Genomic DNA, 16,807 nt, shown 5'->3' on the forward strand with positions numbered 1-16,807 from the left:
AAAACTTTAACATAACAATAACAATCTGACACACAATATTTTAATTCAAAATCATCGAATCAGACAAAAAAAATATATCCAAACATTTGCTTTTTCAATTATTCTCCGTACCTTTGCACTCACAAACACCGCGGGGTGGAGCAGTGGTAGCTCGTTGGGCTCATAACCCAAAGGTCGTCGGTTCGAGTCCGGCTCCCGCAACCAAGACAAAGGGTCGCAACAGCGACCCTTTTTTCGTATCTACCCCTCCCCCTTCTCTTATGTCGGCCTCCCGAAAAACAGTCTAGGTCACAGTCTATTTTATTTTATGTTTTTCCTATTTACTACTACTCTTTAATGGATAGGCATATAGACAAGGAATTTATTAACAAAAAATAGGCTATTTATGATAAAATAATTAGCTTTGTAATATTTGTCAGATGACTATATAGGAGTAATTAAATCGGGAAAGTATATGGATTTAAAAGAATTTGCAAAAGGACTTGATGAAGAGGCTCTATTCTATTTGCCAGAAAATGATAACTCTCGTCCTCGCGCTTTTGCGAACAGTTTAATCGAAAGATTGAAAGACCAACTCGGTATCGAAGATTATACTAATGCCTATGATATGGTAAAAAGCATGGACGGGCGTGTATTAGGAGAGATATATGGTTATGCAATAAGTGGAAATGGAGAAGTACTTACCTTGATATATTCGTTGTATAACGATCGTATTTGTGACGGAGTTGAAAGTATTACCAATTCTGAGTTCCAAATTGCGCCGAATAGACTCCAAGGATATTATTTACAGTGTCTCAATGGTAATGTGGATGAAAGAATTACACAAGAAAGCGCACTATTTGAACTCTCGGAACTGCTTCATGATAAACCGGTAAAACGAGGTCCTGGTAGGCCCAGTTCTCAACCAACCAATAATCTCGTTACAGTTCGGCTATTGATTTTTTCAAATTCTTTTATTAGTGATGCTAATATCAAGAAGCAGAGGATTAAAGGTAGGTCAATACAGGTAGAAGTATATGATATTGCAAAGCTCTATCAGTTATGTAATACCGAATCAGATCATCAGAATATAGATGTCGTGTTTGGGGAGGAATTTGGTGAATATGGTTATAAACTCCCATATATAGAAATGGAAGCACAGCAGGTTGGTTACAAGTGTTTTTTGACCATGTTTCCCGGTAAACTGCTTCATAGCTTATATCAAGAATATAATACAAATCTTTTGCTGAATAATGTCCGTTACTTTTTGGGATTTAAGGGGAGCGAAAAGAACAATGCCAATATTGGAATTCAGAAAACATTGCGGGAAGAGAAGCATATGTTTTTGGCGTATAATAATGGAATTGTAGCCTTGGCAAATCATGTTGAAACCGTAAGTGAAGGAAAGAGTACAAAAGTCGATACTGAAGATATAAGAAACGATTGCGTTAGTACAGGTATAATTTCGGCTATTCGTGATTTTCAAATTGTAAATGGAGGTCAAACGACAGCTGCATTATTTAATGCCAAGCGACAGAATACTGGTGAACCAATATCATTACTTGGAGTTTATGTCCCGGTTAAAATTATTGTGATAAACGAAGATGATATAAAGAAAAAAGAAGTCGCTGCAAATATTACTAAATATTCAAATTCACAAAGCAAGGTTAAGTATGCCGATTTTTCTACAAGTAATCCATACAATATGGCTATGGAGGATTTGAGTAGAAGAGTAAGTAAAAATGGGGTATATTGGTATTACGAACGATTGAGAGGACAATATGATCAAGAGTTAGCACGTAAAAATTCTAAAGAAGAGCAGCAATTGTTCAAATCAATGTTTGATAAAAAAGAGCGTTTCTTTAGGAAAGAACTATTGGCCAAAGTATGGAAATGCTATCAGGATACACCTTACGATGTTGTAAAAGGAGAAGGTACAAATTATGATTTGTTTCTCAGATATGTGGTTGAAAAGAATATACAACCGGATGAGAAATATTATAAAAAGACTATTGGGCTGCTCATTCTGTGGAATTTCATATATAATATGCCGGAGGTGAAAAGTCAGGGGAATTGCCGAGCTCCATTAACAGCATACACAATGGCGTACATGCTAAACAGCAGAGGTAAAGAGTTTGATTTAATGCAACTTTGGGAGAGACAGTCTGTTGATGATAATCTTATCGAATTTATTTTGAAATTAAGCCGATCAATGTTATCTATGTTGAATAAGATAGCAGAAGAGTCACAAAAATCGGTACTCTCTTGTAGTAAATCAACAGGTACGTATGATGAAATTAAAAGGCGTGGCGTACATTGTGATTACAGTCTGATAGATTATTATTTCCAATAAGAAAAACACGATGAATAAACAACAAATTATTTCTATTATAAAAAAACATCTTTATCAACAGTCTTGTATAGTTGTATTACAAGGTTTTGATTCATCTATTCTTTGGTTGTTGAAAGATGAGTTATTAGATAAAAACATTCTGACCGAAGGCGGATTGATAGACCTTGAAAAGATCAATTCCACAGAGATTATGATGGATGTTATGGCATCTAAGTCTCCTTGTATGATGACAATGGAATCGATGATCGCTTTATCTTCATCATTCTCAAGTCTCGATATTTTGAGGAAGCAGTTTTGCCTATTGAGAAATAATTTGTTGAAGATGTATGATAATCCGACAACATATGACATCCCAGATTTTGAGTCAGACTCGTTCCAAGAGGTCAAGGATAATGAGATTTATTGTAATTATTATTCATATTGCGTACATAGTGGACATAAGCAACAGGTTTGTTATATAGAACCTGACTTTTCCCAATCGACCTGTATTCGCAAAATCAATTTTATGGAACCTGAATCTATTGCGAATGTAAAGGATCAACCTAAAGATTCGACTTTGCCAATTTTGTCTCTCGACAATGGCTCTCTTCAGCAATTCATGGAGGCTATATATTTTGACGAGCCTCTGGAGTATAATGCTTATGTACTTCCTAAGAACGAGATACTTAATGAAAATTGTGGAATACTTTTATCTGCAATAAAACAAAGTGGAAAATCAATAGAAATATATTGGCAATGTACTCCGATAGAGACAAAACAGGTGAGAGGAGAATTGGCTGGCACTTTAAAAAATATTTGGGGATATGATTCTTTCCGAAATCTGAGGATGTATGAAAATTTAGAAGTCAATAGAAACGTGAAATTGATTTCTCAAGGGGAGATTATTGAAACAGTTGTATCAGAAGCCGAAAAAGCGCTGAGAGGGAAATCATATAATAATGTTTTATTGACATCTCCAACGGGTGCGGGCAAATCCATATTATTCCAGTTGTCGGCGATATATTTGGCTGAGAAATATCAGTTATTAACCATCGTTATTTCTCCACTGATTGCATTGATGGAAGATCAAGTTTGCAATTTGCAACCCAAATACAGTAAGGTGGCAGCTCTTAATGGGAATAAAACAGCTAATGAGACAACCGAAATTCTAACAAAGACTCAAAGTGGAGACATAAATATTCTATACATGTCACCAGAGTTAATGCTTTCTCATTCTCTCAATAGTATAATAGGAGATCGGAGAATAGGTCTTGTTGTTGTAGATGAAGCGCATACCGTAACCACATGGGGGCGAGATTTTCGAGTAGATTATTGGTTTTTAGGAGACTATTTGCGTACTTCAAAAACATATTTGAAATATGGATTTCCCATTTTCGCGTTGACTGCAACTGCTGTTTGGGACCCTTCCAGAAAAAACGATATGGTTTTCGAAACAATAGATTCTCTCAATATGGATTCGTGTATTCGATATATTGGTGTGGTAAGAAGAGATAATATTGTTTTTAACATTGGCCATCCAGAGAAGGTTCCTGATTATGAAAAACAACGGAGAAATAGGACCGTAAACGGAATTATAGATGCGATAAAACATAATAGAAAAAGTATATTTTATTTCCCCTATGTGAAGCATATTGGCGATATTTTAGACATGCCTGAGTTGCAGCCATATCGAAATAAAATCACACAATTCCATTCTCAACTTACTCCAGTAGAAAAACAGACAAATTCGGCATTTTTTCGGGATGGAACTTGTCCTATAATTTGTGCTTCGAAGGCTTTTGGTATGGGGATTGATGTTCCAAATATTACTGAAGTTTATCATCATGCCCCTTCCGGATGTCTTCCTGATTATGTACAAGAAATAGGTCGTCTGGCTCGAGATGAAAAATTGACAGGTATTGCTAAAATTGATTTTAATGAGCAGGATTTTCGATATACAAGACAGTTACATGGACTTTCAACTATTAAACCGTATCAAATAAAAGCGGTTCTAAAAAAGCTAATGGAGTTGTATCGATTGCGAGGTGAAAAACGAAATATGATGATTTCACCGGCCGATTTTGAGTATATCTTTCCCAATGCCGGGGATCAACTTGACCAGCGATTTAAAAGTTGTTTGTTATTGATCTCTCACGATTTAATGCGGTCTTTGCAATTTCGTGCTATTATTGTGAGAGCAAAGAATTTATTTGTCGATACGTACATAGAGTTACCTAAGGAAGAATCGCAGCGTTTTTATGACGATTACATTCAGTATCTCACTCCTTTGGGTGCCGGTACTGGGCGATTTATTTTGCATGCAGAAAAGTTTTGGACAGACAAGCAAAGTAATATAAGTTTTCCTCTGTTTAAGCGAAAACTCATGCTACAACAAATATTTAAGAATTATCATGTAACGCCTATCGTACGTGTGGATATTTCTTTGAATAATAATTTAACTAAGACGTCAGCAAAACTTCTTTTAGAAAGATTTTTTGCGCAGTCGTTTCGTATTCTTGACCGATTGGCCAATCCTGTGGCAGGAGCAGCTCGGCATGTAAAATACAGAGAAATCAGGAACGAACTCGTTGATTATTCGCCTATTCAAAAAGAAGAATTTTTACGGTCGTTTATTCTTGCTTTTGCTCCGGCTGTGGGAGATAGTGAAAGAATAGCCTATTGCCAGGTTAAGGTAAAAGCAGAAGAAGATGACAATCAAATAACACTTCTTCGACAAGGATATGAAGCAGTTAAGAGTCAACTGTTAGTTGCATATGATCAAATTGTAACTAATACTCATAATCAAGTTTATTGTAAAGGAAATGCTGTTACAGTCTTTTTGGCTGAAATCTTGAATTGTCTGAATATTGCATCGTTTCAAAAAGTGGGAGGAGCAGATCCTCAGGTATTTGTTCGTATCAATAATCCTGCATATTTAAATAGACTGGTAAAAAATGATAATTACCGTAATCAGATGCTGTCTGATATTTATGATAAGCATCACTTATCTGAACGGATTTTTACTTATTTCTTTCTCACAGATATGACAGATAAGCAACGATGGGATTTTATTGAAGACTATTTCTTGGGAGCATCAGAGGAAAAACTACATAGCCTTGGAAAATAATGAATGTATTTTATCTCTCAATTCACATTGCTGATTTGCCGATCAAACAACTGCAATCTATGGCCAGTTTTAAAAAACTAACCATAGGAGATTTAGCTGTACTTAGACTGGATAGACGTCTTGTATTGGTAATCATAAATCGATCCTTGGATGAAAATGAAAAATTGACGGCATATCCTATAGTTGCGCAGGTTATTTGTGAAGATGAGAATTTACCAAAGTTGTTACCACTACTGTATTATAATGATGGATACAATAGTAAAATTTTTGATATAGATGGACTCCAATTTTTACTAAACACTTTTAAATCCAGCAAATTAGTTTCGGACTTCATAATAGAAACTCTTGCATTAGCAAAGAGGGAAATCGATCAACGGGATACGAAACTTGCACTTCAATTGCTCCAGAGTTCATCGAATGCTCCTTTCAATAGAGAAGAAAATATTGTATCTAATGAACAACTGTTGTCAAAAGAAGGTAAACTTTTAATTGTAGAAAAATTTTTTACATCTCAGATGAAACAAGAATTTTATGATAATATGGCTTTAGGATTAACAGAACGAGAATCTCTGGTAAAACTTCGCCGCAAGTATCCTAAGTTTTTTAGTAAAATTCTTTTAGAGTTCCGAGATAAAGATATTTATACAAGGGTGTGATATTATGATCCCCCCGACTCCGACAGGCTCGTATGATACCAAGGGAAGGGGATATACAAAATTATTGTGTATTTTTGTATTCCCTAAACAAGACATTCGGCAAGATGGACAGCGTTCACAACACATTTTTTGGAGAGGTAAAAAACGGAGGATATGAGACCGTGGTGCCCTGCAACGAGGTGGTGGTATTCGGGATAAAGGCCGACAGGCGTAAGGAGTGCAAGGTTACGCCCATGTTGTGCGGCTCGTTTTGCATCGTGCTTGTGGCAGACGGAACGGCCCACCTATCGGTCAACTACAAGGAGACCCAGACGGCCAACATGAAGATAGGCGACCGAGTGAGATTGACCGTCGATGCCATCCCGGGCGTCGAATACATCGGTGCCATCGAAGCCATATCGAATGCCACAGCGGAACAGGGGGTGACCCTCGTTCCACTCCCGTCTGCCGGTAAAACGTCTGTTGCCGCGCATGTCGGCCATCCGTATCTGGATGAACAAAGAGAATACAAACGACCCGAAGGATTCGGTTATCCCGAATGACAACGACGACAACAATTGATTTAAAACAATTTAAACTCCTATTTATCAATCTATTACAACAGGCATTCCCATAATTCCATCGAAAAATTTCATACAGTAAGAAAAATAGCTTATTTTTGTTTTTAATATTATTTACGACAATTATGAAAATGCCTAAAAATCGCGCCATATATATAGGAGTGGTGGCTTTGGTGTGGGCCTTTGCCTACTTCTACATCTTCAATGCCAAAATCGACGTCAACGGCGACAACTGCCGCTACTACACCTATGCGACGGCTCTGGCCACGGGTCAAGGGTATACCGACATCTCGGCTCCTACGCCCCACCCCACCAACGCATTTCCGCCGGGATACCCGCTGCTGATGATGCCGCTGCGCTTCTTCACCGACAGTGTCGTGGCCCAAAAGGTGCTCAACGGGTTGTTCCTGCTGGGGGGTGCGCTGCTGCTCTTCTTCCTAATGATCAAACGCAAGTTGCCCGACAGCCTGGCCCTGGTGGGGGCCTGTGCCGCTATCCTGAGCGACCGGGTGCTCCACTTCTCGACCATGATGATGAGCGAGATGTCGTGCTTCTTTGTCTCGGCGGCGGCCATCTATCTGCTGACGCTGATGAAGGAAGAGAAACCTTTTTATAAAGATTGGGCCTTCTACGGCATGCTGGTGATGGTACTGCTCTGCTACCACATACGTACCCAGGGAGTTGCCCTGTTTGCCGCCGTGGTGCTCTTCTTCCTCTGCTCCAAAAAGTGGAAGGAGGCAGCGGGTACGGTGGCGGGATTCGTTGTGGGCTGCCTGCCGTGGGTGTTGCGCAACAAGGCGCTGGGCCTGGGACAGAGCCGCTATTTCGAGTCTATCGCTCAGGTGAACCCGTGGCGACCCGAAGACGGTTCGCTCGACCTGGGAGGTATCGTCGGCCGCTTCTTCGACACGCTGGCCATGCTGGTATCCAAGGCATTGCCCAACTCGGTGATTCCCTACTTCAAGGTCGACTACACGCCCGAGGTCTCGGCCGGATTCCTGCTGTGGGTCGCCGCCATCGTGCTCGTGGCCCTCATCGTGCGCGGCTTCTGGTCGTTCGGTAAATACCGCTGGGTACTCATCGGCTACACGATCTTCACCTTCGGCCTCATCTCCATCTTCAGCACCCCCAGCGAAAACCGTTACCTCACCGCCCTCATCCCCTTCCTGAACATGGGTCTGCTCGTGGGGCTCTACGAGGTTGTCGTCTGGGCTTTGCGCCGCATGGGCTCGAAACTGGCCTTCTCGCCCTGGATTCTCGCCCTGCTGCTGCTCACGAGCGTGGGCAACATCAAGGAGTTGCATGCCATGAACCGGATGCCTTTCCCGCCGGCCTATCAGAACTTTTTCAGAATGGGAGCCGTGCTGAAGGAGCATGTATCGCCCGAGACGGTGGTAGCCTCGCGCAAGGGCGAACTGCTCTACATGTTCTCGGGAACACGGGTTACCGGCTACGCCTTCTCGCAGGACGACCGGGCCGTGATACAAAAGATGCTCGACGACGGGGTGGAGTATGTCATCCTCGACCAACTGGGATACAGCTCGACCTACCGTTACCTCTACCCGGCTATTCAGAAGAACGACGACCTCTTTTTCGTCGCCTCTCACATACCCAACCCCGACACCTATCTGTTGAAGTTCGACCGAGAGGCGGCCCGTAAGAAACTGTCACAAACCAACCCCTAAATCATGAGTGCAACCGACAAGAAATCCAAACAGGCAGTCATTGCCGGAGCCGGTCCTGCGGGACTTACCGGCGCATACGAACTGCTGAAACATACCGATATTCACCCCGTCGTATTCGAGGAGTCGAACGAAATCGGGGGTATCTCGCGCACCGTGCGCTACCACGGCAACCGCATGGACATCGGGGGGCATCGCTTCTTCTCCAAGAGCCAGCGGGTGACCGACTGGTGGAACGAGATTATGCCCCTGCAGGGCTCGCCCTCGCTCGACGACCGGCTGCTGCACACCACCGACAAACCTTTCGCCCCCGGCGGTCCCGACCCCGAGACGACCGACCGCGTGATGCTGGTGCGCAACCGCATCTCGCGCATCTTCTACCTGCACAAGTTTTTCGACTATCCCATCTCGCTCAAGCTGCAAACCTTCACCAACATGGGGCTGGTGCGTACCATCGAAGCGGGCTGCGGATACCTGTGGTCGGTATTCTTCAAAAAGCCCGAGACCTCGCTCGAGAATTTCTATATCAACCGTTTCGGCAAACCGCTCTACCGCATGTTTTTCGAAGACTACACCGAAAAGGTGTGGGGCGTTCACCCCTCGAAACTTGGGGCCGACTGGGGTGCCCAGCGGGTAAAGGGGCTGTCGGTATTTGCCATTCTCAAGGACATGCTCAAGAAGAGTTTCTCCAAGAAAGAGAATATCAAAGAGGTGGAGACCTCGCTCATCGAGCAGTTTGTCTACCCCAAACTGGGACCGGGCCAACTGTGGGAGACCGTGGCCGACGAGGTGCGCCGGCACGGGGGTGAGGTGATTACCGAAACCCCGGTGAAAGAGATTCATATCGCCGACAACCGCGTGACCCACGTGACCGTCGAGGATGCCCGGGGCCGTCGCGACGTGCCCTGCGACTACCTGCTCTCGTCGCTTCCCCTCAAAGACCTTGTCCGCTCGATTCGCGGCATCGAGGTACCCGACGAGGTGAAACGTATCGCCGAGGGGCTGCCCTACCGCGACTTCATCACCGTGGGGCTGCTGATGAAAAAACTCGCCATCGACAACCAGACCAAAATCAAGACCTTTACCAACCGCATACCCGACACCTGGATTTACATACAGGAGCGCGACGTGCGCATTGGCCGCCTGCAGGTCTTCAACAACTGGTCGCCCTACCTGGTCAAGGACTACGAGAACACCGTGTGGATAGGGCTCGAATACTTCTGTACCGAAGGCGATGCCTTCTGGCAGATGAGCGACAAGGAGTTTATCGACATGGCGGTGGGCGAACTGGCCAAAATTGGCATCATCGACCCGGCCGACGTGCTCGACTCGGTACGTATCAAGGTGAAAAAGGCCTACCCCTCCTACTTCGGCAGCTACTACGAACTGGACCGGGTGAAGGCGTTCCTCGACGGCATCGAAAACCTGTGGTGCATCGGCCGTAACGGACAGCACCGCTACAACAACATGGACCACTCGATGATGACCGCCATGGTAGCCGTCGACCACATTGCCGCCGATAACCCCGACAAGAGTGCCGTGTGGTCGGTCAACACCGAAGAAGAATATCACGAAAGCAAATGAAAGTAACCGACCTGTTCCACAAGCTCTTCTACGGCTCTACCGACAAGCTGCTCGTTCAGTTCGTGCGCTACTTCTTTGTCGGCGGGTTTGCCTTTGTCGTCGACTTCGGGCTGCTCTATATCCTCACCGAGTATGCCAGGCTGCACTACCTGCTCTCGGCCACCCTCTCGTTCATTGCGGGTCTGCTGGTCAACTACATCATCAGTTGCCTGTGGGTATTCAACGGCTCGAAATTCAAGAACCGACTGGTCGAGTTTCTCTTCTTCGCCGCCATCGGCGTGGTGGGGCTGGCTCTCAACGACACCCTCATCTGGCTCTTTACCGACTGCATCGGCACCCACTACATGTTCTCCAAAATCGTAGCCGCCGCCATGGTCTACCTGTGGAACTTCTTCGCCCGCAAATATCTGGTATTTCGGTAACACACGTCATTCCGCGCCACGACGCGGTATCCAGAAATACCCGAGCAGGAGTACCCGCAACAGTTTACAACGCCTTCCCCTCACTGGACCCCGCATCGTTGTGCGGGGTGACAGAACGGCAGAGTGACCCGAAAACAAAACAGGGGAGCCGCCCCAACGGGCAGCACCCCTGCAACAGTCGATTCAATACGTTTTTTACTTGTTAATCAGGAACCAGGCATCGGTAAACTGCGGATAGCGGGCCTGCAAAGCCTCACGAGCCTGAACGGCTGCCGGACGATTGTCGAACGAGCAAGCTACCACACGATACCAACCGGCGGCATTCTGTGCCAACACAGCGGGATAACCATCTGCGCGCAGACGCTCGCAAAGGCTCTGTGCGTTGAGCCGTTGACGGAAACTGCCCACGATTACGTTGTACTCTTTGAGCAAAGCATCGTTGCCGTCGACAGCGCTGATGCGCTCACTCTGCTCACGTACGGGTGCAGAATAAGAGGGAGTAGTCGTAGTGGTTGTCGAGGGAGTCGTTACCACGGTCTCGGCCGGTGCGGGTGCAGCCTCTTCGATTTTCTTCTCCTGGGCCTTTTCATAGGCAGCCCGATAGGCGCTTTGGCTCGACTTACACGAAGCCATACCGCCAATCAACAAAAGGGACAAAGCCCAAATCCAATTCTTTCTCATAGGACTTTATAAGTTGTTTTAAAGATTTGTTCTATTTTTTCGATTTTACTTCACGCTGCGAAGATAATGCAAAAGTAACAAATAAACCACATTGACTGTCTCAATCTTACCTGTTAAAAAAGATATTTTCCCTCACTTCCGCCCGGCAACGCAAAGGCTCCATCACAGCATGCCCTTGGTCGAGGGCAGCCGGTCGTCGGTGGGGTCACGCCGGATGGCCATCTTCAATGCCCGGGCAAAGGCCTTGAAGATGCCTTCGATCTTGTGGTGCTCGTTCACCCCCTCGGCCTCGATGTGCAGATTCATGCGGGCGGCATCGCTGAACGATTTGAAAAAGTGGAGGAACATCTCGGTGGGCATGTCGCCTATCTTCTCGCGATGGAAATCGGCCTTCCACACCAGCCACGGACGCCCGCCCAGGTCGAGGGCCACGCGGCACAAGGCGTCGTCCATGGGCAGCGAAAAACCATAGCGGGCAATCCCCCGCTTGTCGCCCAACGCCCGGGCAAAGGCGTCGCCCAGCACGATGGCCGTATCTTCGATGGTGTGGTGCTCGTCGACCTGCAAATCGCCCCGGGTGTGTACCGTGAGGTCGACCCCGGCATGGCGACCCAACTGGTCGAGCATGTGGTCGAAGAATCCGAGGCCGGTGTGAATATCGGTGCGGCCCGTCCCGTCGAGGTTGAGCTCGACCCGCACCTCGGTCTCGGCCGTACGGCGTTCGAGCGTCACCCGTCGGGTAGCGGCACACACCACTTGAGCCACCTGCCACCAGTCGTCGGTCACCGCCTCGCACACCCCGGCCAGACCGGCTGCCTCGACCTCGGCCACGCCCCGTTCGGACGGAGCGTAATAGATGGCCCGGCAACCCAGGTTGGCCGCCAGTTGCACATCGGTCAGACGGTCGCCAATGACGTAGGAGTGGGCCAGGTCATATTCGCCCGTGGTGTAGCGGGTGAGCATGGCCGTGCCCGGTTTGCGGGTGGGGCGGTTCTCCTCGGGCAGCGAGGTGTCGATACAGATCCGGTCGAAACAGATACCCTCGTTGGCCAGGGCCTGCACGATTTTCTGCTGCGCCGGCCAGAAGGTCTCGGCCGGGAACGAAGGGGTACCCATACCGTCCTGATTGGTCACCATCACCCACTCGAAATCAAGACGGGCCGCCACATAGGCCAGGCTCTGGAACACCCGGGGACAGAACTCCAGCTTCTCCAGCGAATCGATTTGAAAGTCGACGGGCGGCTCGACTACCAGCGTGCCGTCGCGATTGATAAAAAGCACTCGTTTCATAGACTCATTCTTTTAGGATAACGGCTTAGCGCCTGAAACAACAGATTCATTTCGTCGGCCGTGCCGATGGTGATGCGCAGACAATCGTTGCACAGCCGCACCGACGAGCGGTTGCGCACCACAATGCCCTCGTCGAGCAGCCAACGGTACACGGCCGTGGCCTCGTCGACCCGCACCAGCACGAAATTGGCATCGCTGGGATAGACCCGCTGCACCAGAGGCAACGCAGCCAACTGCCCGACAAAACGGTCGCGCACCGCCAGCGTATCGGCCACCCAGCGGCTCACCTCGTCGGCCCGGTCGAGCATCTCGAGGGCATAGCGCTGCACCGGCGCGCTGATGTTGTAGGGATACTTCACCCGATTGAAATAGTCGATAATCTCCGGCGCGGCAAAGGCCATGCCCAACCGCACCCCGGCACTGCCCCACGCCTTCGAAAGGGTTTGCAGCACCACCAGATTGGGAAACTCGGCCAACCGGCCGAGCCACGAAGGGCGCGACGAGAAGTCGATATACGCCTCGTCGACCACCACGATACCCTCGAAACCGGTCAGGAGCCTTTCAATCTCCTCTTCGGGGAAGGCATTGCCCGTGGGGTTGTTGGGCGAACAGACGAAGAACAGCCGGCTGTCGGCATCGGCCGCAGCCAGAATAGCCTCGACCGGGAGCGAAAAGTCGGCATTCAAGGGCACTTCGCGATAGGCCACGTCGTTAATGTCGGCACACACCCGATACATGCCGTAGGTGGGAGTTATCGACAAGGCATTGTGCCTGCCCGGCGTGCAGAAGATGCGGTAGAGCAGGTCGATGGCCTCGTCGCTCCCCACCCCGAGGAAAATCTGCTGAGGCGTTACGCCGCGTTGCCGGGCCAGGCGCTGCTTCACGGCCCACTGCAAGGGGTCGGGATAACGGTTGTAGGGAGTGTTGAAGGGGCTTTCGTTGGCATCGAGCCACACCGAAGCCTCGCCCGAAAATTCGTTTCGGGCCGACGAGTAGGGCTGCAACCGACGGATGTTGGGGCGCACCCACTGCTCTATGGATTTACTCGAGGTTGTCATGGTCATTCGCTTTATTCAGGTTTTGCAAACGTATGGTCACCGCCCGACAGTGAGCCTCCAGCTCTTCGGCGGCAGCCATGGTCTCGATGACGGGGCCGAGATTCTTCAGCCCCTCGGGCGAGATGTGTTGAAAGGTTATCTTGCGGGTGAAGCTGTCGAGATTGACCCCGCTGTAAGCCCGGGCATATCCGCTCGTGGGCAGCGTGTGGTTGGTACCCGAGGCGTAATCGCCCGCACTCTCGGGAGAGTAATAGCCCAGAAATACCGAGCCGGCATTGACCACACCCGCGGCCCACGCCTCGGCATCGGCCCGGTGCACAATCAGGTGCTCGGGGGCATAGGCATTGACCAGGTCGAGCTGCTCCCGGTCGTCGTCGAGCAGCACAATCGAGCTGTGGGCAAGCGACTTGGCTATCCATTCGTACCGGGGAAGCCGGGAAGCCTGGCGCTCGATTTCGTCCGGCAAACGGTCGGCCAGGTCGCGACACGACGTCACCAGTACCGACTGGCTGTCGGCCCCGTGCTCGGCCTGCGACAGAAAATCGGCCGCCACGAAACGGAGGTCGGCCCCGGAATCGGCCACCACCATCACCTCCGACGGCCCGGCCGGCATGTCGATAGCCACGCCTTGCATCTGCACCTGTTGCTTGGCCGCCATCACATAGCGGTTGCCCGGCCCGAAAATCTTGCTCACCGCAGGCACGCTGGCCGTACCGAAAGCCAGGGCCCCGATGGCCTGCACACCCCCCAGTTTGAAAATGCGGTCTACCCCCGTAGCACGAGCGGCATAGAGGATAGCCGGGGCAACGCGTCCATCGCGTCCCGGCGGCGTACACATCACCACCTCGCGGCAACCGGCCAACCGGGCGGGAATGGCCAGCATCAGCACCGTCGAGAAGAGGGGCGCCGTACCCCCCGGCACATAGATGCCCACCCGTTCGATGCCTTCGGCCTTCTGCCAGCACCATACCCCGGGTGTAGTCTCGACCTTGTGCACGGCCACGGCCTGCGAGGCGTGAAACTTCGTAATGTTGTCGATAGCCTGCCCGATGGCCGCCTTCAGCTCGGGCGACACGGCGGCCGACGCCGCCTCGATTTCGTCGGGAGTTACCTGAAAACCGGCTAACTCCACCCCGTCGAACCGGCGCTCGTAACGCCGCAACGCTTCGTCGCCTTCGACCCGCACCGCCTCCAACACCTCGGCCACGGTACGCGACAAGTCGGCCAGGTCAATCTTCGGCCGGGCCACAATCTCCGCCCACTGCTCGCGGGGCGGATTGTCATAAATCCTTACTGCCATACTACAAAATCATCTTTTCAATATCGAGCACCACGATACCTTCGGCACCGGCGCCCTTCAAACGGTTGATTATCTCCCAAAAGCGCTTCTCGTCGAGTACCGTATGCACCGAGCACCAAGCCGGATCGGCCAAAGGCATGACCGTGGGGCTCTTGATGCCCGGCAACACGGCAAGCACGTCGGCCAGCCGCGTTTGCGGCACATTCATCAGGATATACTTCTTGCCATCGGCCGCCTGCACCGACTCGAAACGGAAGAGGAGCTCGTCGAGAATCTCCTGTTTTTCGTCCGACAGCGAATCGGTACCGATAAGCACCGCCTCCGACTCGACCACCTGCTCTACCTCCTTCAGCCGGTTGCTCACTAGCGTACTACCCGAGCTCACTATATCGAAAATAGCATCGGCCAGGCGAATGCCGGGGGCAATCTCGACCGACCCGGCTATCACGTGAATATCGGCCTCGATGCCGTTGCGGTGCAGAAAATCGGAGAGGATACCGGGATACGAGGTGGCTATCTTGCGCCCCGAAAACCAACCGAGGCCCGGGTAGTCCACGTCCTGCGGGATAGCCAGCGAAAGGCGGCATCGTCCAAAGCCCAACTTCTTGAGCACCCCTACGGGACAGCGTTTCTCCAACACCTCGTTCAAACCCACGATACCTACATCGGCTACCCCCGAGGCGACCGACTCGGGTATATCGTCGTCTCGCAAAAACAACACCTCGACCGGGAAGTTCCGCGCCGAGACCAACAGGGTTCGCTTTCCGCCCGGCAACTTGATGCCGGCCTCTTCCAACAGGGCCATCGACTCTTCATAGAGGCGCCCCTTCGACTGAATGGCAATTCGCAACATGCTTCAACTCTTTTTTAAAAGAAAAAAGGCTTACCGCAACTACGGTAAGCCTATATAAATATTCTCCATGCCATTTCTACATGCACGACTCACCGTACCCCTCTGCGAGGAATATGCAAATGATGGTGATGATGCAACGATAGAAACAACATAATGCTCAATTATAATTCACGACAAATATAGCGCTTTAAAAACAAAATGCAAATTATTTTCCAACTTTCTATTCAAATTGTAAATTTATATTCGAATATCTGCAATATTTGCCACTACACAAAGAGAGAGACCACCCAATAGATGCCGGCGGCCAGCAGGGCGCTCACCGGGATGGTGAGAATCCAGGCCACCCACAGGTCCTTGGTCACACCCCAACGCACGGCCGAGAGCCGCTTGGTGGCACCCACGCCGATGATGGCACCCGTGATGGTATGGGTCGTGCTCACCGGAATCTTCAGGAACTCGGTCAGGTAGAGGGTAAAGGCTCCGGCCGTTTCGGCTACCACCCCTTCGAGCGGGGTCACCTTGGTAATCTTGGTACCCATGGTCTTGACAATCTTCCAACCGCCCGACATGGTACCCAGCGAGATGGCCGTGAAGCACGAGAAGGCTACCCAGTTGGGCAGGTCGGCTATGCTGTCGATACCCGCACCCAGCCCCAGCGAGTGAGCCGCAATGAGGGCGGCGGCGATAATACCCATCACCTTCTGCGAGTCGTTCAGGCCGTGGCCTATGCTGAACATGGCCGACGAGACCAGCTGCAACCGCTTGAACCACACCTCGGCCTTGTGCGGATTGGCCCGGCGGCAAATATGCAACACCAGTATCGTGAAGCCGAAAGCTACCACCATACCGATAAAAGGAGCCAGAAAGATGAAGGCAGCTATCTTGAGAATGATGTTGAGCTGTATGGCCCCGAAGCCGCTGGCCATGATGGCCGCCCCGGCAAAGCCGCCGATAAGGGTATGCGACGACGAGGAGGGGATGCCTTTCCACCAGGTGAAGAGGTTCCAGATGATGGCGGCAATGACACCCGACAGAATGATAGGCAGGGTGATAAACTCCTCGACTACCGTCTTGGACACGGTGTTGGCAATACCGAATCCGCCGATGATGTACTTGGCTATGAAGAAGGCAATAAAGTTGAAGAAGGCCGCCCACAACACCGCCTGAAAGGGGGTGAGCACCTTGGTCGATACGATGGTCGCTATCGAGTTGGCGGCATCGTGAAAGCCGTTGATAAAGTCGAACAACAGCGCCAGAACTATGATAATAATCAGCAACTCCAT

At 49.5% G+C, this 16,807-nt stretch carries 13 protein-coding genes and 1 tRNA gene; 8 read left to right on the forward strand and 6 right to left on the reverse strand.

Features of this window, described 5'->3' with window-relative positions:
• The first annotated feature begins 129 nt into the window (after positions 1-129).
• The 8 genes from Q1K76_RS08310 (at position 130) to Q1K76_RS08345 (ending at position 10,342) form a co-directional block, all read left to right on the forward strand.
• A tRNA-Met gene (locus tag Q1K76_RS08310) sits at positions 130-204 on the forward strand.
• A gap of 250 nt (positions 205-454) precedes the next feature.
• Positions 455-2,332, forward strand: coding sequence for an AIPR family protein (locus tag Q1K76_RS08315; protein WP_300132499.1), 1,878 nt, complete (start codon positions 455-457; stop codon positions 2,330-2,332).
• Between the two features lie 10 nt (positions 2,333-2,342).
• The gene (locus Q1K76_RS08320) at positions 2,343-5,438 is read left to right on the forward strand and encodes a DEAD/DEAH box helicase (protein WP_300132502.1); all 3,096 of its coding nucleotides are present in this window, start codon (positions 2,343-2,345) and stop codon (positions 5,436-5,438) included.
• A 59-nt stretch (positions 5,439-5,497) separates the two neighbouring features.
• The gene (locus Q1K76_RS08325; protein WP_300132504.1) at positions 5,498-6,094 is read left to right on the forward strand and encodes a hypothetical protein; all 597 of its coding nucleotides are present in this window, start codon (positions 5,498-5,500) and stop codon (positions 6,092-6,094) included.
• Between the two features lie 104 nt (positions 6,095-6,198).
• The gene (locus Q1K76_RS08330; RefSeq protein ID WP_300132506.1) at positions 6,199-6,636 is read left to right on the forward strand and encodes a hypothetical protein; all 438 of its coding nucleotides are present in this window, start codon (positions 6,199-6,201) and stop codon (positions 6,634-6,636) included.
• Positions 6,637-6,779: 143 nt separating this feature from the next.
• Positions 6,780-8,339, forward strand: coding sequence for a phospholipid carrier-dependent glycosyltransferase (locus Q1K76_RS08335; protein ID WP_300132509.1), 1,560 nt, complete (start codon positions 6,780-6,782; stop codon positions 8,337-8,339).
• Positions 8,340-8,342: 3 nt separating this feature from the next.
• Positions 8,343-9,920, forward strand: a complete 1,578-nt coding sequence (locus Q1K76_RS08340) for an NAD(P)/FAD-dependent oxidoreductase (RefSeq protein WP_300132512.1) — start codon at positions 8,343-8,345, stop codon at positions 9,918-9,920.
• The gene (locus Q1K76_RS08345) at positions 9,917-10,342 is read left to right on the forward strand and encodes a GtrA family protein (protein ID WP_298662691.1); all 426 of its coding nucleotides are present in this window, start codon (positions 9,917-9,919) and stop codon (positions 10,340-10,342) included. Before Q1K76_RS08340 ends, Q1K76_RS08345 begins: the two co-directional genes overlap by 4 nt.
• Positions 10,343-10,537: 195 nt before the next feature.
• Here the strand turns inward: Q1K76_RS08345 and Q1K76_RS08350 are convergent, their stop codons facing one another.
• The 6 genes from Q1K76_RS08350 to Q1K76_RS08375 all read right to left on the reverse strand — a co-directional run bounded on the left by Q1K76_RS08350 (position 10,538) and on the right by Q1K76_RS08375 (position 16,807).
• A complete protein-coding gene (locus Q1K76_RS08350; RefSeq protein ID WP_087408432.1) occupies positions 10,538-11,023 on the reverse strand; it encodes an SPOR domain-containing protein in 486 nt (161 codons plus the stop codon).
• A 162-nt stretch (positions 11,024-11,185) separates the two neighbouring features.
• The gene (hisB, locus tag Q1K76_RS08355; RefSeq protein ID WP_300132515.1) at positions 11,186-12,313 is read right to left on the reverse strand and encodes a bifunctional histidinol-phosphatase/imidazoleglycerol-phosphate dehydratase HisB; all 1,128 of its coding nucleotides are present in this window, start codon (positions 12,311-12,313) and stop codon (positions 11,186-11,188) included.
• Positions 12,310-13,371, reverse strand: a complete 1,062-nt coding sequence (gene hisC / locus Q1K76_RS08360) for a histidinol-phosphate transaminase (RefSeq protein WP_300132517.1) — start codon at positions 13,369-13,371, stop codon at positions 12,310-12,312. The genes hisB and hisC overlap by 4 nt, the downstream gene beginning before the upstream one ends.
• Complete coding sequence (hisD, locus tag Q1K76_RS08365) at positions 13,355-14,671, reverse strand: histidinol dehydrogenase (protein ID WP_300132520.1); 1,317 nt, start codon at positions 14,669-14,671, stop codon at positions 13,355-13,357. Before hisD ends, hisC begins: the two co-directional genes overlap by 17 nt.
• Position 14,672: 1 nt before the next feature.
• Positions 14,673-15,524: an ATP phosphoribosyltransferase gene (gene hisG / locus Q1K76_RS08370; RefSeq protein ID WP_087408429.1), complete on the reverse strand. Its 852-nt coding sequence runs from the start codon at positions 15,522-15,524 to the stop codon at positions 14,673-14,675.
• Between the two features lie 266 nt (positions 15,525-15,790).
• Positions 15,791-16,807 carry an inorganic phosphate transporter gene (locus tag Q1K76_RS08375; RefSeq protein WP_300132523.1) on the reverse strand — a complete coding sequence of 339 codons (1,017 nt, stop codon included), beginning with the start codon at positions 16,805-16,807 and terminating at the stop codon, positions 15,791-15,793.

The sequence above is a fragment of the uncultured Barnesiella sp. genome, assembly GCF_946496565.1.
Lineage (GTDB): Bacteria > Bacteroidota > Bacteroidia > Bacteroidales > Barnesiellaceae > Barnesiella > Barnesiella merdigallinarum.

Bases quoted from the DNA above. Each gene is read 5' to 3' on its own strand.
- hisB (WP_300132515.1), bottom strand. From the start codon at position 12,313: ATGAAACGAGTGCTTTTTATCAATCGCGACGGCACGCTGGTAGTCGAG.
- Q1K76_RS08340 (WP_300132512.1), top strand. From the start codon at position 8,343: ATGAGTGCAACCGACAAGAAATCCAAACAGGCAGTCATTGCCGGAGCC.
- Q1K76_RS08350 (WP_087408432.1), bottom strand. From the start codon at position 11,023: ATGAGAAAGAATTGGATTTGGGCTTTGTCCCTTTTGTTGATTGGCGGT.
- hisC (WP_300132517.1), bottom strand. From the start codon at position 13,371: ATGACAACCTCGAGTAAATCCATAGAGCAGTGGGTGCGCCCCAACATC.
- Q1K76_RS08325 (WP_300132504.1), top strand. From the start codon at position 5,498: ATGGCCAGTTTTAAAAAACTAACCATAGGAGATTTAGCTGTACTTAGA.
- hisD (WP_300132520.1), bottom strand. From the start codon at position 14,671: ATGGCAGTAAGGATTTATGACAATCCGCCCCGCGAGCAGTGGGCGGAG.
- Q1K76_RS08330 (WP_300132506.1), top strand. From the start codon at position 6,199: ATGGACAGCGTTCACAACACATTTTTTGGAGAGGTAAAAAACGGAGGA.
- Q1K76_RS08375 (WP_300132523.1), bottom strand. From the start codon at position 16,807: ATGGAGTTGCTGATTATTATCATAGTTCTGGCGCTGTTGTTCGACTTT.
- Q1K76_RS08315 (WP_300132499.1), top strand. From the start codon at position 455: ATGGATTTAAAAGAATTTGCAAAAGGACTTGATGAAGAGGCTCTATTC.
- Q1K76_RS08320 (WP_300132502.1), top strand. From the start codon at position 2,343: ATGAATAAACAACAAATTATTTCTATTATAAAAAAACATCTTTATCAA.
- Q1K76_RS08345 (WP_298662691.1), top strand. From the start codon at position 9,917: ATGAAAGTAACCGACCTGTTCCACAAGCTCTTCTACGGCTCTACCGAC.
- hisG (WP_087408429.1), bottom strand. From the start codon at position 15,524: ATGTTGCGAATTGCCATTCAGTCGAAGGGGCGCCTCTATGAAGAGTCG.
- Q1K76_RS08335 (WP_300132509.1), top strand. From the start codon at position 6,780: ATGAAAATGCCTAAAAATCGCGCCATATATATAGGAGTGGTGGCTTTG.